General features: G+C 45.7%; 18 protein-coding genes and 1 tRNA gene. 17 read left to right on the top strand and 2 right to left on the bottom strand.

Annotated elements, in window-relative coordinates:
- Positions 1-28: 28 nt before the first annotated feature.
- The 9 genes from MKX41_RS25480 to MKX41_RS25520 all read left to right on the top strand — a co-directional run bounded on the left by MKX41_RS25480 (position 29) and on the right by MKX41_RS25520 (position 8,724).
- A complete protein-coding gene (locus MKX41_RS25480) occupies positions 29-1,291 on the top strand; it encodes a DUF438 domain-containing protein (RefSeq protein WP_340973656.1) in 1,263 nt (420 codons plus the stop codon).
- A 209-nt stretch (positions 1,292-1,500) separates the two neighbouring features.
- Positions 1,501-2,451 (top strand): ROK family glucokinase, encoded by a 951-nt coding sequence (locus MKX41_RS25485; RefSeq protein WP_042184026.1) that lies wholly within the window; start codon positions 1,501-1,503, stop codon positions 2,449-2,451.
- A 45-nt stretch (positions 2,452-2,496) separates the two neighbouring features.
- Positions 2,497-3,396 (top strand): RNase adapter RapZ, encoded by a 900-nt coding sequence (rapZ, locus tag MKX41_RS25490; protein WP_042123306.1) that lies wholly within the window; start codon positions 2,497-2,499, stop codon positions 3,394-3,396.
- Between the two features lie 57 nt (positions 3,397-3,453).
- Positions 3,454-4,401: a gluconeogenesis factor YvcK family protein gene (locus MKX41_RS25495; protein WP_179085868.1), complete on the top strand. Its 948-nt coding sequence runs from the start codon at positions 3,454-3,456 to the stop codon at positions 4,399-4,401.
- A 144-nt stretch (positions 4,402-4,545) separates the two neighbouring features.
- On the top strand, positions 4,546-5,475 hold the full coding sequence (whiA, locus tag MKX41_RS25500) for a DNA-binding protein WhiA (protein ID WP_042123310.1): 930 nt from the start codon (positions 4,546-4,548) through the stop codon (positions 5,473-5,475).
- Between the two features lie 97 nt (positions 5,476-5,572).
- Positions 5,573-5,842, top strand: coding sequence for an HPr family phosphocarrier protein (locus MKX41_RS25505; protein WP_036687106.1), 270 nt, complete (start codon positions 5,573-5,575; stop codon positions 5,840-5,842).
- 150 nt (positions 5,843-5,992) lie between these two features.
- Positions 5,993-6,748: an SIMPL domain-containing protein gene (locus tag MKX41_RS25510; protein ID WP_042184030.1), complete on the top strand. Its 756-nt coding sequence runs from the start codon at positions 5,993-5,995 to the stop codon at positions 6,746-6,748.
- Between the two features lie 127 nt (positions 6,749-6,875).
- A complete protein-coding gene (locus MKX41_RS25515) occupies positions 6,876-7,976 on the top strand; it encodes a PdaC/SigV domain-containing protein (RefSeq protein ID WP_340973661.1) in 1,101 nt (366 codons plus the stop codon).
- 109 nt (positions 7,977-8,085) lie between these two features.
- On the top strand, positions 8,086-8,724 hold the full coding sequence (locus MKX41_RS25520; protein WP_340973663.1) for a GDSL-type esterase/lipase family protein: 639 nt from the start codon (positions 8,086-8,088) through the stop codon (positions 8,722-8,724).
- 95 nt (positions 8,725-8,819) lie between these two features.
- Here the strand turns inward: MKX41_RS25520 and clpP are convergent, their stop codons facing one another.
- Positions 8,820-9,416, bottom strand: a complete 597-nt coding sequence (clpP, locus tag MKX41_RS25525) for an ATP-dependent Clp endopeptidase proteolytic subunit ClpP (RefSeq protein ID WP_060626469.1) — start codon at positions 9,414-9,416, stop codon at positions 8,820-8,822.
- 193 nt (positions 9,417-9,609) lie between these two features.
- Positions 9,610-9,684: transfer RNA gene (locus MKX41_RS25530), tRNA-Arg, on the bottom strand.
- A gap of 433 nt (positions 9,685-10,117) precedes the next feature.
- On the opposite strand from MKX41_RS25530, the gene MKX41_RS25535 reads away from it, so the two are divergent.
- The 8 genes from MKX41_RS25535 (at position 10,118) to rnr (ending at position 20,932) form a co-directional block, all read left to right on the top strand.
- Positions 10,118-11,170 (top strand): sugar-binding transcriptional regulator, encoded by a 1,053-nt coding sequence (locus tag MKX41_RS25535; RefSeq protein ID WP_042123320.1) that lies wholly within the window; start codon positions 10,118-10,120, stop codon positions 11,168-11,170.
- 102 nt (positions 11,171-11,272) lie between these two features.
- Entirely contained in the window at positions 11,273-12,283 is a 1,011-nt protein-coding gene (gene gap / locus MKX41_RS25540) for a type I glyceraldehyde-3-phosphate dehydrogenase (protein ID WP_036687120.1), read from the top strand.
- A gap of 116 nt (positions 12,284-12,399) precedes the next feature.
- A complete protein-coding gene (locus tag MKX41_RS25545) occupies positions 12,400-13,581 on the top strand; it encodes a phosphoglycerate kinase (protein WP_042184036.1) in 1,182 nt (393 codons plus the stop codon).
- 27 nt (positions 13,582-13,608) lie between these two features.
- Positions 13,609-14,361 carry a triose-phosphate isomerase gene (tpiA, locus tag MKX41_RS25550; RefSeq protein WP_042123325.1) on the top strand — a complete coding sequence of 251 codons (753 nt, stop codon included), beginning with the start codon at positions 13,609-13,611 and terminating at the stop codon, positions 14,359-14,361.
- Between the two features lies 1 nt (position 14,362).
- Positions 14,363-15,907 (top strand): 2,3-bisphosphoglycerate-independent phosphoglycerate mutase, encoded by a 1,545-nt coding sequence (gene gpmI / locus MKX41_RS25555; RefSeq protein ID WP_340973668.1) that lies wholly within the window; start codon positions 14,363-14,365, stop codon positions 15,905-15,907.
- A 68-nt stretch (positions 15,908-15,975) separates the two neighbouring features.
- Positions 15,976-17,262, top strand: coding sequence for a phosphopyruvate hydratase (eno, locus tag MKX41_RS25560; protein ID WP_042123330.1), 1,287 nt, complete (start codon positions 15,976-15,978; stop codon positions 17,260-17,262).
- A gap of 210 nt (positions 17,263-17,472) precedes the next feature.
- Positions 17,473-17,706 (top strand): preprotein translocase subunit SecG, encoded by a 234-nt coding sequence (gene secG / locus MKX41_RS25565; protein ID WP_042123332.1) that lies wholly within the window; start codon positions 17,473-17,475, stop codon positions 17,704-17,706.
- Between the two features lie 346 nt (positions 17,707-18,052).
- On the top strand, positions 18,053-20,932 hold the full coding sequence (gene rnr / locus MKX41_RS25570; RefSeq protein WP_340975079.1) for a ribonuclease R: 2,880 nt from the start codon (positions 18,053-18,055) through the stop codon (positions 20,930-20,932).
- The last annotated feature ends 276 nt before the right edge of the window (positions 20,933-21,208 follow it).

The following is a 21,208-nucleotide window of genomic DNA, read 5'->3' on the forward strand; positions in this document are numbered from 1 at the left end:
TCAAAATTTCATTAAGGAGAGATCAATAATGAGTGAACTGATAAATAACCGCGAGGTTGATGTACCGGAGCAAACTCGTCGCCAAGCCATGCTCAAGGAGATTATTAAAGAACTGCATGCAGGCAAAAGCGTTGAAGAGGTTAAGGCACGCTTCGAGGAAGCTGTAGGTGATGTAACTGTTGCGGAAATCTCAGCAATGGAGCATTCGTTAATGACTGAAGAGGGAATTCCGGTATCCGAGGTACAGCGGCTTTGTTCGGTGCATACAGCAATATTCAAAGGCTCTATTGAGCAAATTCACCGCTCCTCAAAGCCTGAAGAACAACCCGGCCACCCAGTCCACACCTTCAAGCTAGAAAACCGTGAGATTGAAAGACTTGTGAACTTCCGTTTAGATTTGCATGCTACCAAATTCCAGAAGAATGACAGCGAGGAGCTGATCTTTAAGCTGCTGGAGGATCTTAGCTTACTGCTGGATCTAGATAAACACTATAGTCGAAAAGAAAATCTGTTGTTCCCTTACCTTGAAAAATACGGCATTTATGGACCAACCAAGGTAATGTGGGGCGTGGATGATCATATCCGTCGTATGATTAAAGATGCAAAAGCAGCGCTCAGCAGCTACAGCGGAAATGCAGCAGATATTGGTGTTCAACTTACGGAGATCATCAAGGAAGTTAATGAAATGATTTTTAAGGAAGAAAATATTTTATTGCCTATGTCGCTGGATAAATTGACGGAAGACGAATGGGTCAAAATCGCTCGGGAGAGCGATGAGATCGGATTCTGCCTAACGGCGCCGGAGCAGGAGTGGATACCCGAACGTGCCGCAGAGCCGGAAGGTGCAGCATTGCAGGGTGAAGCAGTGGGAGCCGCTCCGCAAGAAGGGTTCATCCGTTTTGAGACAGGGCTGTTGTCATTGCATCAGCTCGAAACAGTACTCAATCACCTGCCAGTAGATCTGACATTCATTGATGAGAATGATGTCGTTCGATATTTTTCACACGGGAAGGAACGTATCTTTTCCCGAACTAAGGCAGTTATCGGCCGCACGGTACAGAACTGTCATCCGCCTCAAAGTGTTCATGTGGTGGAGAAGCTTCTGGAAGATTTTAAGGCAGGTCGTAAGGATGCTGAGGACTTCTGGATCAACATCAAGGATAAATTTATCTATATCCGTTATTTCGCCGTCCGAGACGAGACTGGTCGGTATATGGGTACGCTGGAGTTTACACAGAATATCGCACCTATCCGTGCACTGGAGGGGCAAAAGCGTATTTTGTCAGAATAAATGGGTGATTTAGGTTATTTTCCAGATAATAATATAGTCAGAAGACTCTCTTACTTAGTCGTAAGTGGGTCTTTTTAGAATATAATAGAGTATAGTATTAAAATAAGGAATTCCCGGGTGTGTTGTCTTTCCTTGACCACAGAGGGGGCTTCTATTATAGTTGGTACTTAGGATTAACTATTTTAGTATAAAAAAAGGTGGCTTGTTACATGTCTGAGAATATCTACGTTGGCGTGGATTTGGGTGGAACTGCAATTAAGGTTGGAATCTGCAATGCTGAGGGAACGCTACTGCATACTTATGAGGGACCCACAGGAACTGCAGAAGGTGTCGATACTGTTATCGATAATATCGAGAAGTATGTACGCCAAATTGTGGAGGATTCCCCGTACTCTTGGGATCAGCTTGCAGGTGTAGGCGCGGGCGTAGCAGGGTTCACAAATATTCGTGAAGGAATCATTATCCTTGCGCCCAACATAGGATTTAAAGATGTGCCGATTCGTTCCATTTTGGAAGACCGCTGGAACAAGCCTGTCAAAATAGACAATGATGCGAACGTGGCTGCACTGGGTGAAGCCTGGAGTGGTGCAGGACGCGGGATTGAAAACTGTGTCTGCTATACGCTAGGAACAGGTGTTGGTGGCGGAATCATTATTAACGGAAAGATTTATCAAGGTTTTGCAGGTCTAGCAGGTGAGCTTGGCCATATCACTGTAGTGCCGGATTTGGAAGCCATTCAATGTGGTTGCGGTAATATGGGATGTCTGGAAACCGTTTCCTCCGCTACAGGAATTATTCGTATGGCTAACGATGCAGTAGCTCGTGGTGATCGTACTTCCCTCTCAATGGTAGAGAAGATTGCTGCGAAGGAAGTCTTTGATGCGGCTAAGGCTGGCGATGAAGTAGCGATTCGCATAGTAAACCGTGCAGCATACTACCTGGGTAAATCTATGGCTTCTGTTGCAGCCGTGCTTAACCCTGAGGTCTTCATCATTGGTGGTGGTGTGTCTAAGGCTGGAGATATTCTATTTGATGAAGTTCGTCGTGTGTTTGCTAAGCTCGCACCGGCTCCGCTTCAGACTGGTGTTTCGATTATTCCTGCAGAGCTTGGTAATGATGCAGGTATTGTGGGTGCAGCAGGTCTTCTGCTTCGTTCTTAAAAGATAGGGAGTATTCATATACTAATTTAGGGAGGGGACGCTTTAATGACCGAATTGGACAATACTCCAACGGCTGGAGCCACCCTGATCATTATTACCGGAATGTCAGGTGCGGGTAAGACAATTGCTGTGCAGAGTCTGGAAGACCTAGGGTTCTTCTGTGTCGATAATTTGCCGCCGGTGCTGATCCCTAAGTTTGCAGAACTGATTGAGCAGTCGAAGGGTAAGATCGCCAAGGTAGCGCTTGTGATTGACCTGCGCGGTAGGGAATTCTTCACTGCTTTGTCCGAGTCTCTAGCCTATATCAAAGATGAGTCAACCATTGGCTGTGAAATCTTGTTCTTGGATGCAACGGATTCGGTGCTTGTGCAGCGGTACAAGGAAAGCCGGCGTCATCATCCTCTAGCGCCTAAGGGACTTCCGCTTGATGGTATCAAGCTGGAACGTAAAATGCTTGAGGAATTAAAGAATTCAGCTACATTATGTCTGGATACTAGCAGTATGAAACCAGTGCAGCTCAAGGAGAAGATCGTTTCTCGGTTCTCGCATTTAGGAAAAAGTACACTCTCCGTCAACATTACATCGTTCGGATTTAAGTATGGTATTCCTATTGATGCAGACCTCGTCTTCGATGTTCGCTTTTTGCCTAACCCACATTATGTGGATCATCTGCGGCCAAAAACAGGTCAGGACAGCGATGTCTATGACTATGTAATGAAGTGGCCTGAAACACAGGTGTTCCTGACCAAACTGCTCGATATGCTTCATTTCTTAATTCCGCAATATCGTAGGGAAGGTAAATCCCAGATTATTATCGGCATTGGCTGTACAGGTGGGAAACACCGTTCAGTAGCCATTTCTGAATATTTGGGCAAAATGCTGGGCGTCAGCGAAACGGAATCCGTAGCCGTTAGTCATCGGGATTCCGAGCGTGATCGGCACTAATGAGAGAAGGGGTCCATAGTGGCTGAAGAACAAAGACAGCGTCCACGTATCGTCGTTATGGGCGGTGGCACGGGGCTATCTGTCATGCTTCGCGGCTTAAAAGAAAAGCCGCTAGATATTACAGCTATAGTTACCGTAGCAGATGATGGAGGAAGCTCGGGCATTTTGCGCAGTGAACTGCAAATGCCGCCTCCTGGGGACATCCGTAACGTATTAACAGCTATGGCTGATGTAGAGCCGCTCATGGCGGATATTATGAGATATCGTTTCAACACGGGCGAAGGCTTGGCGGGTCATAGTCTTGGCAATTTAATTCTTGCCGCGCTTACAGATATATCTGGCGATTTTGTCACAGCTGTTCGTGAGCTTAGCCGATTATTTGCTGTTCGCGGACGGGTATTACCCGCTGCGGGGGATGCCGTAGTATTGCGTGCAGAAATGTCGGACGGCACGATTATCACGGGTGAATCTAAGATACCGGAAGCAGGCGGGATCATTAAACGGGTTTCTTTGGAGCCTGCTGATGTGGAGCCGTTGCCTGAAGCACTTGAAGCGATTCGAAATGCTGATGCAATTCTTTTGGGGCCAGGTAGTCTATATACGAGCATTCTTCCGAACCTACTTGTTCCGAAGCTAGCAGAAGCAGTTGTATCTTCTGATGCAATCAAAATTTTTGTCTGCAATGTAATGACTCAGCCTGGTGAAACGGATAATTATACTGTAAATGACCATCTACAAGCCGTTTATGATCATATTGGGATTCATTTATTTGATTATATTATTGTGAATGACGGTGAAATTCCAGAGCAGGTGCAGTCGAAATACGCTGAGAAGGGTGCACGTCCGGTACAGCTCGACAAGGATGTACTAGAAGGCAGTGCATATAAAGTTATAGCGGATAAGCTAGTGTTATTCCGAACTTATTTAAGGCATGATACCGATAAGCTTAGTCATCATATCTATCAGCTTGTGCAAGATTGGATAAACAGAAACCCTAGGGTATAACTTAAAATATAAGAAAATATAAGTTTTACACCTATACTTTCTTATATTTCTCGCTTAAACGCTTACCGTCCTCAAAAGGACGCCGAAGGCGTTTATGCTTGTATATATGAATGACGTACTTATTTTCAGAAAGAGGTGAGACCCTTGTCTTTTGCGGCCCTTACAAAAAAAGAGCTGACGATGGTGGAGAGTGAGCCCTGTTGTGAGAAGGCGGAAATGTCAGCGCTTATCCGTATGAATGGATCTGTGCAGCTTTCAAGCAAAAAGGTGATTCTCGACATTTCGACGGAGAACGCCGCGATTGCAAGGCGGGTATATTCTTTGCTTAAGAAATATTACCAGGTCCATATTGAGCTACTCGTGCGTAAAAAAATGCGTTTGAAGAAAAATAACGTTTATATCGTTAGAATCCCTAGTCGCGTACAGGAAATCTTAAATGATCTCAGAATTGTGTCCGAAGGATTTATTTTTACCGACGGTATTGATAAAGAGATTGTTGGGAATAACTGCTGTAAGCGTGCTTATTTGCGGGGTGCCTTTTTGGCGGGCGGATCCGTTAATAATCCGGAGGGTTCCTCTTACCATTTGGAGATTTCCTCGATGTATGAGGAGCATTGTAAGGCGCTGGTCGATCTGGCTGGTGAATTTCACCTAAACGCACGCTGCATTGAACGTAAAAAAGGGTTCATTCTATACATTAAAGAAGGCGAGAAGATTATCGAATTCTTAAGTCTGATCGGGGCGCATCAAGCGTTGTTCAAATTTGAGGATGTAAGAATTATGCGCGATATGCGTAATTCCGTGAATCGGATCGTGAACTGCGAGACCGCGAATCTCAATAAAACGATAAGTGCCGCGGTGCGGCAGATTGAGAATATCAAACTGCTGCAGCGAGAAGTGGGGCTGGAGAGCTTACCGGATAAACTGCGGGAAGTTGCAGAAATTCGAATGGCACATCCAGATATCAACCTTAAAGAGGTTGGTGAAATGCTGAAAGGTACGGTTAGTAAGTCCGGAGTAAATCATCGACTTCGTAAGATTGATGAACTGGCGGACAAGGTTCGAGGCGGCTAGTCACTTTTTTTCTAGTGTGGTTTACGTTATAATGATATAATAATATAAAATTAATGTGAAATTTTTGGGGAGAACTCAATTAGGGGGTAAGCGTTTCATGACAAAGCACCCGGTAGTTGTTCGGTTGAAGACAGGGCTACACGCTCGACCGGCAGCATTGTTTGTGCAAGAAGCTAACAAGTTTTCGTCGGAGATTTTCGTGGAAAAAGACGATAAAAAAGTAAACGCCAAAAGTATTATGGGTATTATGAGCCTAGCGATCAGTTCCGGCACGGAGATCTATATCAGCGCGGATGGTGCAGACGCGGATCAAGCTGTAAACGCTTTGACGAGTCTCGTCAGCAAAGAAGAGCTTGAGAACCAATAATCTTTTGAAATGACTTTCTATCGCATGACTAAAAAGCCCCCAGGGGCTTTTTTTTATACCAAAAAATAGATTTTAACTGTGCAACATTTACCAAAAAGACTCGTCTAGAGGATAATAACAAATCACAAAGGATGAAAGGGGCTGGCAAATATGAAAGGTTTGGTAAAGAAGATTGGTTCAGTGTTGATCGTAGGGAGTTTGTTAATTGGAGGGATTAGCATGAGTGGTGTCTTCCAAGGTCCTGCAAAGGCTTATGCAGATGAAGTACAGAAAAACGTCGTTAGTGTAGTAGGTAAAGGTGAATTGTCCATCAAGCCGGATATTGTATACCTGTCCATCGGTGTGGATACTACGGCTACAACTGCGCAAGAAGCGCAAAAAACAAATGCTGCTAAAATCCAAAAGATCACTACACTACTGAAGGGGACTTGGAAAATCGCAGATAAGGATATTCAAAGTACCCAATTCTATGTGCAACCCAACTACAGTTATAGCGAAAAAGAAGGACAGCAAGTGAAAGGATACAACGCGAATCATACACTGTTAGTGTCCTATAGAGATCTGACCAAGGTTGGTGAATTGCTAGACGCTGCATCTGCGGCGGGGGCAAATAATATCGGAAATGCACGTTTTTCCGTGGAAGATACTTCTGCCTTTGAAGCTCAGGTGATTGAAAAGGCGATGGCGAACGCAGATGTTAAAGCAGGTGCTATTGCTAAGGCAGCTAAACGTAGCCTGGGTCAAGTAATCACGGTCAGCCAAAATGATGGCAATGTCACTCCGGTTTATTTTGAACAGAATCTAAAAATGGAAATGGCTGCAGCAGATGCTGGTGCAAGCACATCCGTTCAACCGGGAGTAGTTAAAGTTACAACACAGCTGAGCGTAATGTATGAATTGAAATAGTAGCAGAACAAGATGATTGCAGAGAGGAGAGGTGATCTTCCACTAGTAATAGTGGGGGGCGCCTCTTTTTTTTGTGTAAATTCTCCAAGATTAGGTTTAATAAACTGGAAAGGAGTGGGAAAATTAGATGGTGAATATTTCAAAAGAAACAGTACGCAAATGGGGCATAGGTTTGATGTCGGCTGGATTATTGCTTGGTGGAGGATTGCTGCCCAGTGATACGGGTTATGCAGCTTCTGATCAGACGAAGAGCAAGGCTATTGCTACAAGTATAGTTTTAAAGGCGAACGGGGTGATTTCACAGCAGACAGGTATTTTGCAGGAAGGGAAGGTCTGGATTCCGATTACCTTTATGCGTGATGTGCTGCAATTACCTCTAACTTATGATAAAAAAGAAAATACATACACGATCGGAAAGGGAACGACTAAGGCCAAGTTGCTGTTATCTAGCTATGGTACTTCAATTTGGGTGAACAATTATTACATTCGAGAGTATGAAGGAAAGCTAATAAACAATCGGCTCTATGTTCCATCAGGTCTGTTAAATGATTATTTAGGCTATAAAGTGGATTGGAGTCGGGGCTCTAGTAGGTTGAATGTGGTGAATAGATCACAGAATGCGTTGATAGTAACCACAGAGACCTATGCTAAGGATCGAAAAGAGGCTTTGATCCAGCTTGATTATCCGAAGTTTAGTGGATTAAGCAATTCCAATGCACAGCAGGCCATGAATGATATTTTGAAAGAAAGTGCCATGAAATTTGCTGCAAACGCAGAGAAGGATATCTCGAATCGATCCGGGTCAGAGCCTAAGTATACCTATGATATAGAATATATGGTGACCTACAATCAGGATGGTGTGATCAGCTTAGTGATGTCACAGTATAGCGATACGGGCGGCGCTCATGGTATGACCAATCGGGAGGCGTTTACCTTTTCGCTCAAGGATGGCAAACGTCTACTGTTGGGCGACCTGTTCGGAGCTAACCCAAACTACAAAAAAGAGTTGAATGCTAAGTTGAACAAGCTAGTAAAAGCGGAGGAAAGTTATTTGGGAGGATTCAACGGATTGAATACGGAAAAGTATTTTTATCTGAAGGATGATCAGGTCGTTCTGTTCTTCCAATTGTATGAATACACAGCTTATGCTGCGGGGTTCCCGGAATATCCCTTTACTTTCAAAGAACTGTTGCCGGAAGGCGGTAGCCCATTTACTGCTGTAAAATAAATAGAGAAGTCGTAACCGCTAGTGTCACCACTGGACATCTCCCCCTTACCAAAATGACCTCGAATTCATATGCTAAATGGAGTAACTAGTTTATGAACGGGGGAGAGCTATGAGCTATCAATACACTGCAATTGGCGATTCCTTGACGACTGGATTTGGCGCTCTGCCAGGGAACGGTTTTGTACCGGTGTACCGTAGAATGGCGGAAGGGAGACTGCGTTCTAATGTAGCCTCTACGAATTTGGGCGTGAATGGATTGACTACTTCTGAACTGGAACAGCGGCTACGGGGGAGTGCGATGACTCGCGAAGCCATTCGAGCAGCCGACATCATCACTCTATCCATCGGTGGCAACGATTTAATCCATGCTGCGAAGGTTGCAGCTAGACAACCTGAAAATTTATCTAAAGAGCTGCGAAGATCATTGCAAGAATGCAAACAAAATTTTGCTGCAATTATGAGTATCCTCTTCCAATTGAAGACGGGAAAGCGTAGACCTCTTATCATTCGGATTGTGGGACTGTATAATCCTTATCCTCAGGTAGTGGGTGCTACAGAGTGGGTGCGGCAGTTTAACCGCTATGCCTCACAGTACAGTAGCCGAGTATGTGGGTTTGCTTCTATCTATAGTGAGTTTGCAGGAAATGAGAGAGGGCTATTATCGATTGACCACTTACATCCGAATGGCCGAGGCTACCGTGTGATTGCTGAGAAACTCGATGCGCTTGGATATGGCGGTTTGATTTAATTGAGATTCGTATGAAGTGATGGTCTGAAAAGTAAAGAGGCTGTGCGCTAACCATCAAGTGGATAGGGCACAGCCTCTTTGTGTTGTTTTATAGCTTACACACCGCTAGGCAGTGTTTTCTCGATGACTTTATCAACGATACCGTAAGTTGCCGCATCTGCAGCAGTCATGAAGTAATCACGATCTGTATCCTTCTCAATACGTTCTAGCGGTTGACCCGTACGTTCTGCAAGAATACGATTCAACTTATCACGCAATTTGAGGATACGGCGGGCACGGATTTCGATATCCGTTGCTTGACCTTGAGCACCACCCAGAGGTTGGTGAATCATGATCTCACTGTTAGGCAGTGCGAAGCGTTTGCCTTTAGCGCCAGCGTTAAGTAGGAAAGCTCCCATAGAAGCTGCCATACCCACACAGATGGTGGAAACATCCGGTTTAATGTACTGCATTGTATCAAAAATAGCCATACCTGCAGTAATGGAACCGCCTGGGCTATTCACATAAAGGTGAATGTCCTTTTCCGGATCTTCGGCAGCCAAGAACAGCATTTGTGCGATGATAGAATTGGCTACCACGTCATTAACCTCCGTTCCAAGGAAAATGATGCGGTCCTTCAGCAGGCGGGAATAGATGTCATAAGCGCGCTCACCGCGGTTGCTCTGTTCTACTACCATAGGAATATAACTCACGTGGAAAACCTCCTTGATATTGGTTCTTCAAATGTATTCATTTTTACTCTTGCCGTATTACCCACATGATAAACAAATTCAAACAAAAAGTCAAAGAAAGTCAAACTTATATTCAAAAAAAAGAGCCGACACGCGGCTCTTTGGTTAAGTAGTAGTATAGGCACTACTAAATTATGTACAAAAGTGAAATTAATGGCGCGCCCGCCAAGAATCGAACTTGGATCTCAGGCTTCGGAGGCCTACGTCATATCCATTGGACCACGGGCGCAACAAAAATGATTATAATACAATTTCTGTGCAATTGCAATGGACAGGAAGAAACGACGCTGTCGTCCTTTATTGACGACAACCGTTTCTCGTAGAAATATAAGGATGATATATAACGTGAAACCTGTAATTTCTTATATTTTTAATAATACTGTACACAGGCTTTATCCCTATTCTTCAAGGTGGACAAGCGTACATTGTGTTTCAATCAGCGAAAGAATCTGGATTGTTAATGACAGGTTTTTTGGAGCTGAATCTCTTTCCCAATCTTATAAATGTATAAGAAGACAAGCGCTTGAGAATTCTACTCTCGGAAGACTTGCACTTCGAGCAATATTTGGTTAGAATATGAGTGGGACTTAAAAAGTTTACCCGGGACATTTTGAGACCATGAACAAGGGAATAGAGGAAGACGAAGTTGCAGGAGTGAAAGTATGCGTAATTTATTAGATATCCAAAAGCAGCTTCTGCCTGATCTCATGGAAACCCTTAAGAGACGGTACACGATTCTTCATCAGATCATGCTGTCCGATATAATTGGGCGCAGAACGCTTGCCGCTTCGCTTGATATGACTGAGCGGGTACTGCGTGCCGAGACGGATCTTCTGAAATCGCAAGGGCTCATTGAGATCGAGAGTGTTGGCATGCGCATTAGCGCTGCTGGGCGTAGACTGCTTGATTTGCTAGAGCCGGTCGTTAAGAGCCTGTTTGGTCTGGATGAGCTGGAAGAGAAAATTCGGGCAACGTACGGTCTGGATAAAGTTATTGTGGTGCCGGGTGATTGTGAGTCATCGCCATTCACTAAACGTGAGCTTGGCCGAGCGGGTGCAAAAGCGCTGCTCAGTGTACTTCGTACAGATGATATAGTTGCTGTCACAGGTGGATCAACGCTTGCCGATATGGCTGATCAACTGACACCGCCGTTATCCCTTTCCTATAAGAACGCTTGGTTTGTTCCGGCGCGTGGTGGATTAGGAGAGAGTATGGAGATTCAAGCCAATACGATTGCCTCAACAATGGCAAAACGGGTAGGAGCGAATTACCGGTTGCTGCATGTACCTGATTTACTTAGTGGGGATGCCTACCAGTCACTAGCACTTGACTCTAATATTGGAGAGATTGTACAAATCATCCGCAGTTCGCGTATTATTGTACATGGGATTGGGGATGCCATTGAAATGACTCGCCGCCGCAAGCTGGATGAGGCAACTGTCTCAGAAATCCAGGGTGAGGGAGCCGTGGCTGAATCCTTTGGGTATTACTTTAACGAAGATGGTCAGGTTGTCCATACGATGCTTACGATGGGACTACGTCTAGAAGATATTGTTCGGACGGAGACAGTCATCGGTATTGCTGGAGGCAAACCAAAGGCCAAAGCCATTCATGCCATGCTGCGTTTCGGGCAGGAGAATATACTCGTCACCGACGAGGCTGCTGCTGTGGAAATCGGCAAGGAAATTGATAATCAGTTACAGATATCCTCGTAACTCACTAGAACATATATCTTGCATCATACTTAACATTGTTGTCATGACAGGCTTCACGGTCTGTTTTGAATAAATAAAACGAATTCTAGGAGGAACTATTCAATGAGTGTAAAAGTTGGAATTAACGGATTTGGACGTATTGGACGCCTTGCTTTCCGCCGTATTCAAAATGTAGAAGGTATCGAAGTGGTAGCAATCAACGACTTGACTGACGCTAAGATGCTTGCTCATTTGCTTAAATATGATACAACTCAAGGTAAATTCCAAGGTGATGTTGAAGTGCATGATGGCTTCTTCAAAGTCAATGGCAAAGAAGTTAAGGTTCTTGCTAACCGCAACCCTGAAGAATTGCCATGGGGCGACCTAGGCGTTGATATCGTACTTGAGTGCACAGGTTTCTTCACAACTAAAGAAGCAGCTGAAAAACACTTGAAAGGTGGAGCTAAGAAAGTAGTTATCTCCGCTCCAGCTACTGGCGACATGAAAACTGTCGTTTACAACGTTAACGATGACATTCTTGATGGTACTGAGACTGTTATTTCCGGCGCATCTTGCACAACGAACTGCCTAGCTCCAATGGCAAAAGTATTGAACGACAAGTTCGGTATCGTTGAAGGCTTGATGACTACAATTCACGCTTACACTGGTGACCAAAACACTTTGGATGCTCCACACGCTAAAGGTGACTTCAGACGCGCTCGTGCAGCAGCTGAAAACATCATTCCTAACACTACTGGTGCTGCTAAAGCAATCGGTCTTGTTATTCCAGAACTTAAAGGTAAATTGGATGGTGCGGCTCAACGTGTTCCAGTTGCAACTGGTTCCCTGACTGAGCTTGTAACTGTTCTTGATAAGAGCGTTACTGTTGAAGAAATCAACGCAGCAATGAAAGCAGCTTCCGATCCAGACACTTATGGTTACACTGAAGATGAAATCGTATCTTCCGATATCAAAGGTATGACTTTCGGATCCCTGTTCGATGCTACACAAACTAAAGTATTGACTGTTGGCGACAAACAACTCGTTAAGACTGTTGCTTGGTATGACAATGAAATGTCCTACACTGCACAATTGGTTCGTACTTTGGAGAAATTCGCTAAAATCGCTAAGTAATTGACTTGATATAAGTAACATCTATAGAGCGGAAACAGAAGTTCCTTGTTTCCGCTCTTTCTAAATGTATTTCTTGTTTCCTGCTAGAAACAACTTTGGGTGTGGAGGAATTAATCATGAACAAAAAGAGCGTCCGTGATGTAGAAGTAAAGGGTAAACGCGTATTTGTACGCGTGGATTTCAACGTACCTGTAGAAGACGGTAAGATTACTGATGATACTCGTATTCGCGAAACCCTTCCAACCATTAAATATTTGATTGAGAACGGTGCAAAGATCATTCTTGCGAGTCACATGGGTCGTCCTAAAGGTCAATTCGTAGATTCCATGCGTTTGACTACTGCTGCTGAACGTCTGTCCGAGCTTCTCGGCAAACCAGTAGCTAAAGCTGACGAAGCTGTTGGCGAAGCTGTCAAAGCAAAAATTGCTGAGCTAGGCGAAGGCGACGTACTTGTACTTGAGAATGTTCGTTTCTACCCAGGCGAAGAAAAGAACGATCCTGAATTGGCTAAACAATTCGCTGAACTGGCTGATTTGTTCGTCAATGATGCGTTTGGTGCGGCTCACCGTGCACATGCATCGACAGAAGGTATCGCTCATTTCCTACCAGCTGTATCCGGTCTTTTGATGGAGAAAGAATTGACCGTTCTTGGTAAAGCTCTTACTAACCCAGAACGTCCTTTCACTGCGATCATCGGTGGTTCGAAAGTTAAAGACAAGATTGATGTTATTGATAACTTGTTGTCTTTGGCTGATAACGTCCTGATCGGCGGTGGATTGTCTTATACATTCACTAAAGCACAAGGCTTTGAAATCGGTAAGTCACTTGTAGACAACGACAAACTTGACGTTGCTCTTGGATTCATCGAAAAAGCTAAAGCACTTGGCAAAAACTTCATGCTTCCTGTTGATGTTGTTGTTGCTGATAAATTCGGTGCTGATGCTAACACTAAGATCGTTAATTACAATGAAATCCCAGAAGGTTGGGAAGGACTTGATATCGGACCTAAGACTCGTGAACTTTATGCCGATATTATCAAGAACTCCAAGCTGGTTGTCTGGAATGGACCTATGGGCGTATTCGAAATCGATAAATTCGCTGAAGGTACACTTGCAGTAGCAAAAGCTTGTGCAACAACTGAAGGTTACACTGTTATTGGCGGCGGAGATTCCGCAGCAGCAGCAGAAAAATTCCACCTGGCTGATCAAATGGATCACATCTCCACTGGTGGCGGTGCATCCCTTGAGTTCATGGAAGGCAAGGCGCTTCCTGGCGTAGAAGCACTGAACGACAAGTAAGACGTATAGAAGGAGGCAATTAAATTCATGAGAACACCAATTATTGCGGGTAACTGGAAGATGTTCAAAACAGTTCCTGAAGCAGAAAGTTTTATTGCTGACATCAAAGGCAAAGCAGAAGTAGAAGGCGTTGAGACTGTAATCTGCGCCCCATTTACTAACCTGCCTGCACTTGTAGCAGCTGCAAAAGGTACAGACATCAAGATTGGCGCACAGAACCTGCACTTTGAAGATAACGGTGCTTACACAGGAGAAATCAGTGGTGTAATGCTTAGCGATCTTGGCGTAGACTATGTAATCATTGGTCACTCAGAGCGTCGTGCTTATTTTGGCGAAACAGATGAAATCGTGAATAAGAAAATGCATGCTGCATTCCGTCACGGTATCACTCCAATCGTATGTGTTGGCGAAAAGCTCGAAGAGCGTGAAGCTGATCAAACTAAAGCAGTATGTAAAGTACAAACTGAAGCTGCATTCCAAGGACTTAGTGCCGAGCAAGCAGCAAAAGTTGTCATTGCATACGAACCTATCTGGGCTATTGGCACAGGTAAATCTTCCACTTCCCAAGATGCTAACGAAGTTATTGCTTACATCCGCAGTCTTGTAAAAGATTTGTATGATGTTGCAACAGCTGAAGCTGTTCGTATTCAATACGGCGGCAGCGTGAAGCCTGAGAATGTAACTGAGTACATGGGCCAAAGCGACATCGATGGTGCGCTTGTTGGCGGTGCCAGCTTGCAGCCTGCTTCCTTCGTTCAATTGGTTGAGGGGGCGAAGTAAGATGTCAGCTCCAAGACCTGTAGCTTTGATCATCATGGATGGTTTCGGTTTGCGTGGAACATCTGAAGGTAACGCCGTTGCTCAAGCTAACAAACCTAACTATGACCGTTACTTGAAACAATATCCTAATACTACCCTTACTGCTTGTGGTGAAGCTGTTGGTCTTCCAGAAGGCCAAATGGGCAACTCTGAAGTAGGGCACTTAAATATTGGTGCAGGACGGATTGTATACCAGGATTTGACTCGTATCGATAAATCGATCCGTGAGGGCGAATTCTTCGATAATGAAACACTGGTAGCCGCAGTTAGAAATGCTAAGAACACAGGTAAAAAGCTTCATCTTTACGCGCTTGTATCCGACGGAGGGGTACATAGCCATATTAATCACCTGTTTGCTATGCTTGACCTGGCTAAGAAAGAAGATATGCACGAAGTGTATATCCATGCTTTCATGGATGGCCGGGACGTACCTCCAGATAGTGGTAAGAAGTTTGTTCAAGATCTGGTTGCTAAGATTGAAGAAGTTGGAGTAGGTACAATTGCAACGGTATCCGGGCGTTATTACGCAATGGACCGTGACAAACGTTGGGATCGTGTAGAAAAAGCCTATCGTGCTATGGTTTATGGCGAAGGACCGAAATACACAGATGCTCTGCAAGCTATCACTGCTTCTTATTCAAATTCCGTATTCGACGAATTCGTTGAACCTAGCGTGATTGTAGACAGTGAAGGCAAGCCGGTAACGGCAGTAGAGAGCGGCGATTCCGTCGTGTTCCTCAACTTCCGCCCTGACCGTGCTATTCAGTTGTCACAAGTGTTCACGAATCAAGATTTCCGCGGTTTCGACCGGGGTCCTTTGTTCCCGCAAGACTTGCACTTCGTATGCCTGACTACTTTCAGTGAAACGGTACAAGGTTATGTAGCCTATTCACCGAAGAACCTGGATAACACATTGGGTGAAGTACTTGTGCAACACAACAAGAAGCAACTGCGCATCGCGGAAACTGAGAAGTATCCGCACGTAACGTTCTTCTTCAGTGGTGGACGTGATGAGGAACTTCCAGGAGAAACTCGTATCTTGATCAACTCTCCTAAAGTGGCAACCTATGATCTTCAACCTGAGATGAGTGCTTACGAAGTGGCTGCAGCCTGCGTAGCAGAAATCGAAGCGGAAAGACAGGATGCTATTATCCTTAACTTTGCAAACCCTGATATGGTTGGACACTCCGGTATGTTGGAGCCAACAATCAAGGCTGTAGAGGTAACTGATGAGTGTGTAGGTAAAGTAGTGGACGCAGTAGTTGCCAAGGGTGGCGTTGCGATCATTATCGCCGATCACGGTAATGCAGACATGGTATTTGATGAGAACGGTCGTCCGTTCACAGCTCATACTACTAACCCGGTTCCGTTCATCCTTACGGATGAAAATGTTGTATTGCGCGATCGCGGTATCCTTGCTGATGTAGCACCAACCATTCTGGATCTGATGGGAATTCCGCAACCTGCGGAAATGACTGGTCAATCCATGATCACTAGTCGCAAATAAGGAAACAATACCTAAGATTAAGCTTCAACAATCAAAACCAAAACATTGTTTAAAGGAGATTAACTAAAATGACTATTATTTCTGATGTTTATGCTCGCGAAGTCCTTGACTCCCGTGGCAACCCTACTGTAGAGGTTGACGTTTATCTTGAATCCGGTGCTAAAGGCCGCGCTATCGTTCCTTCCGGCGCTTCCACTGGCGCTCATGAAGCTGTAGAGCTTCGTGATGGCGACAAATCCCGTTACATGGGTAAAGGCGTTCTGAAAGCTGTTGAGAACGTAAATGAAATCATCGCTCCAGAAGTTATTGGTATGGACGCTCTTGACCAAGTGGGCATCGACAAATTGATGATCACTTTGGATGGAACTCATAACAAAGGTAAATTGGGCGCTAACGCAATCCTAGCTGTATCCATGGCCGTAGCTCGCGCAGCTGCAGCAGCATTGGATATTCCTTTGTACGTATACCTGGGCGGATTCAACGCTAAAACTCTTCCAGTACCAATGATGAACATCATCAATGGTGGTGAGCATGCGGACAACAACATCGACGTTCAAGAGTTCATGGTTCTTCCTGTAGGAGCTCCAAGCTTTAAAGAAGCTCTTCGTACAGGTGCTGAAATCTTCCACAACTTGAAATCCGTACTTCAATCCAAAGGCCTGAACACAGCTGTTGGTGACGAAGGTGGTTTCGCACCAAACCTTGGTTCGAATGAAGAAGCAATCACTACAATCATCGAAGCTATTGAAAAAGCGGGTTACAAACCAGGTGTTGACGTATTCTTGGGTATGGACGTTGCTTCCACTGAGTTCTACAAAGACGGTAAATACACCCTTGCTGGCGAAGGTAAATCTTACACTTCCGCTGAGTATGTTGACCTTCTTGCTTCATGGGTTGAAAAATATCCTATCATCACAATCGAAGACGGTATGTCCGAAGACGACTGGGATGGTTGGAAATTGCTTACTGAAAAATTGGGAGACAAAGTTCAATTGGTTGGTGACGACTTGTTCGTTACAAACACTGAGCGTCTTGCAACAGGTATCGAAAAAGGTATCGGTAACTCCATCTTGGTTAAAGTTAACCAAATTGGTACATTGACTGAAACTTTCGATGCTATCGAAATGGCTAAACGTGCTGGTTACACAGCAGTTATCTCTCACCGTTCCGGTGAATCCGAAGATAGCACAATCGCTGACATCGCTGTTGCGACTAACGCTGGTCAAATCAAAACAGGTGCTCCTTCCCGTACAGACCGTGTTGCTAAATACAACCAATTGCTTCGCATCGAAGACGAGTTGGGTGAATTGGCTCAATACAACGGCCTGAAATCTTTCTACAACCTTAAAAGATAATCTGCTTTTATAGCAGAGTACGAAGATCCGCCATATGGCGGGTCTTTTTTTAATATATGTTTATCCTAATCTTTCAAGAAAAGCTACGACTTAACAGTCTAGGCGGTTGTATTACCGGCACTGCTATGATAAAATAAGAATACTGTTTATGTATCGTGATAACCTCAATTACCATAGATAGTGATGCTTAGGCGTAGGAGGTGGAAGTGAATGGATATCTTTTTGAAAGTTGTGCTCCTGATTTTTTCCGTCGGTCTTATTGCGGTCGTTCTTCTGCAAAAGGGGAAAAGCGCGGGTCTTTCCGGTGCCATCTCCGGTGGTGCTGAGCATCTCTTTGGTAAAACAAAAGCTCGTGGTATGGAACTCGTACTACAACGTGTAACAGTTGGACTTGCTGCAGGATTCTTCATTATGGCGATTCTAGCTGCTGTTTTCATTGACTAAAGTACCTACAGTAAGCCCTCGCTCTGTTCTGAATGGAATGGAGCGAAGGCTTTTTTGTTATAATAAAAAGGGGATAAAGCACCTGCAGGTGCTTTTCTTTGCATAGCAGAAAGAATAAGATTCGATACGGTAAAGCCTTAATAAATAAACTTTCTCCTTCGATGTGAATGAAATTTCGTACTGCGTTTACCTTTGGATGACAGTAACAGGGATGCGCAGGATTGATTTCGTGTATACTAGGGTATGAAGTAGGTAAAGGTAAATTTTACTTGGCATTACTACAGAGCAGGACAAGACATACATATTTGCCAGCGGCTTGGAGCCGCGGAGGGCTGGGGTGACGAACATGATAACACAAGAAATATTACTCGATTTCATGCGGGAAACTGCATATAAACCAATGACTTATGAAGAGCTGGTGAGCCATTTTGCTCTAGAAGATAGCACAGGGTTTAAAAAGTTCGAGGAACTACTAATTGAATTAGAGCAGGACGGAAGAATTGTATTAACTCGTAATGCACGTTATGGCGTGCCGGAACGAATGGATTTACTGCGAGGCCGGTTACAGGCTCATGCGAAAGGCTTCGCTTTTCTTATCCCGGATGATCGTGATCATCCTGACGTATATATCCATGCGAATGATCTTAAGGGAGCTATGAATGGTGACATCGTCCTTATCCGTATTACCTCTAAAAGTCCGTCCGGCGGACGTATGGAAGGCGAAGTTGAGCGCATTGTAAAACGGGGAGTATTGCAGACGGTTGGCGTATTTCAAAATCTGGAGACCTATGGCTTTGTGCTGCCTGATGATAAACGGATTAATCGCGATATTTTTATTCCGAAGCAATCCTTCATGGGGGCGGTAGACGGTCAAAAGGTCGTTGTACGTATCGTGAATTATCCAGAAGGCCGATCAGCGGCAGAGGGTGAAATTATTGAGATCCTCGGACATAAGGATGATCCAGGAGTCGATATTCTATCTATTATCCGTAAGCATCAGCTGCCAGAGGCCTTTCCGGCTGAAGTGATGAACGAAGCGGACAACGCTCCGGATTCAATCACAGAAGAGGAAATTGCTGAGCAGGGACGTCGCGATTTGCGCGGACTAAACATTGTCACGATTGATGGTGAGGATGCTAAGGACCTGGATGATGCGGTTAATGTTCAGCGACTGGAGAACGGACATTACAAGCTAGGCGTGCATATTGCGGATGTAGGTTATTACGTACGTGAGAGCTCTGAGCTCGATAAAGAAGCCTATGATCGGGGCTGTAGTGTGTACTTGGTGGATCGGGTGATTCCGATGCTGCCTCACCGTTTGTCTAACGGGATTTGTAGTTTGAATCCACAGGTCGACCGCTTAACGATGTCCTGCGAGATGGAATTTAACGAACACATGAAGGTCGTGAAGCACGATGTCTTTACAAGTGTGATTCGCACCAAGGAAAGAATGACTTATTCCAATGTTCGCAAAATTTTGGAGGATGAAGATCCAGAATTGCTGGAGCGCTATAGTCCATTAATTGATGATTTCCGTCTCATGAAAGAATTGGCGATGAAGCTGCGTGATGCGCGGATGCGGCGGGGCGCGGTTGATTTTGACTTTGAAGAGAGCAAAATCATCGTAGATGAGAACGGCAAGGCTGTAGATATTGTGAAGCGTGAGCGTTCTGTAGCTGAGCAGATTATCGAGGAATTTATGCTCGCGGCGAATGAAACAGTCGCGGAGCATTTTCACTGGTTGAAGGTTCCGTTCCTTTACCGGATTCACGAAGATCCAGATCCAGAGAAGCTGCAGAATTTTATGGCTTTTGCGGCTAATTTCGGATATCACGTGAAGGGACGTGGCAATTCGGTTCATCCACGTGCTTTGCAGGATCTGTTGGAGCAAATCCAAGGGACTAAAGAACAGACCGTTATTAGCACAATGATGTTGCGTTCCATGAAGCAGGCAAAATATGATGCGGAGAGCACAGGCCATTTCGGACTGGCTGCGGAATACTATTCCCACTTCACTTCGCCGATTCGCCGTTACCCCGATCTGGTCATTCACCGCGTAATGCGTGAAGTGATTGAGAATGGAGGGGCGCTGAGCCAGAAACGACATGATTATTTGGCCGGCCGGATGCCTGACATTGCTCAGCAGTCCTCGGAACGTGAGCGTGTAGCGGTAGAAGCAGAACGCGATACAGAGCAGCTGAAGAAAGCTGAATACATGCAGGATAAAGTAGGCGAGGAATTCGAGGCAATGGTCAGCAGTGTGACCAGCTTCGGAATGTTCATCGAGCTGGACAATACCGTCGAAGGCCTTATTCGTCTCAGCGCTATGAGCGACGATTATTATCACTTCGACGAGGCCCATATGGCGCTCATCGGCGAGCGCACATCACGGGTGTTCCGTATTGGCGACGAGGTGAAAATTCGAGTCGCCAAGGTAAACATGGATGACCACACGATCGATTTCGAGTTGGTCGACATGAAACCACGCGCGCCAGGTGAGCATCGCGGCGGTGGTTTTGGAGGCGGCCGCGGTGGCAAAGGCGGCCGTCCAGGTGGCGGCGGCTTCAAGGCGCCAGCCGGGGGTAAAGGCGGCGCGGGCAGTAAGGGCCGCGGCGGTAAAGGCAAGCCCGGCGCTGCTGTAGGCGCGGGCAAGGGCAAGCCTGGCGCAGGTGTGCGCGCCGGCGAAGGGCCGCGCGAAGCGGCCGGTGTTGGTGCACCGGGCGGACGCGGAAAGCGGAAGCGCGGGCGTGATGCCGGCGAGGATGCGAGCCGGGTAGTTGCGGCGCCGGGCGGAAGCACCGGCGCAGAGCGCGGGGGCGAAGCCGGCAACGCAGGCGCGCCACGTGAGCGCAGCGGCGGGCGAGGCCGCGGCGGTGACAACGGCGGTGCCGGTGGTGGACGCGGCATCAGCTTCGGCTTTGGCTCCGGCAAAGGCGGATACGGCGCTCCTGCGTCTGACTCTTCCGGCGGCGAAGTCCGCGGCCTGGACGGCAGCACGAAGTTCCGTAGCCGAGAGGACCGCGGCGGTAACTTTGGCGGTGGAGAAGGCCGTAGCGGCGCTCCAACAGGTAAAGGTCGCCGGAAAAAGAAGAACAAAAGTGGTGTGTTCATCGGTCAATCCGTGACACCGGGCAACGTTCAGACGTCGGAACAAGCCGCTTCTAAACGTAATGACACTACAGGCAGCGCTCCAGACGGAGCTCCTCGTAAGAGAAAGAAGAAATAAATAACGTTATTGGGCTACGTTTCGTAGCTCTATGACGAAAGATTAAGCACCGCCCCCTTTGATTGGGGGCGGTGCTTTTTTAATTCTTTTTCGCTGCGCAAGTGTGAAATTCTCATTTATGACCGAGACTATTGGTTGCCACAAGTTTGTTGAGTAATAATCAGAAGAAGCTATGTGACAGCGTCGTTTTGTAACTATGACACTTGAGTTGAAGCAAAATAACCAGTGTTATCACGATGCTTATTTTTTAATTGCATAATGTGCAGTTAAAATTCC

Source organism: Paenibacillus sp. FSL R5-0475, from assembly GCF_038004585.1.
Taxonomy (GTDB): Bacteria; Bacillota; Bacilli; order Paenibacillales; family Paenibacillaceae; genus Paenibacillus_AQ.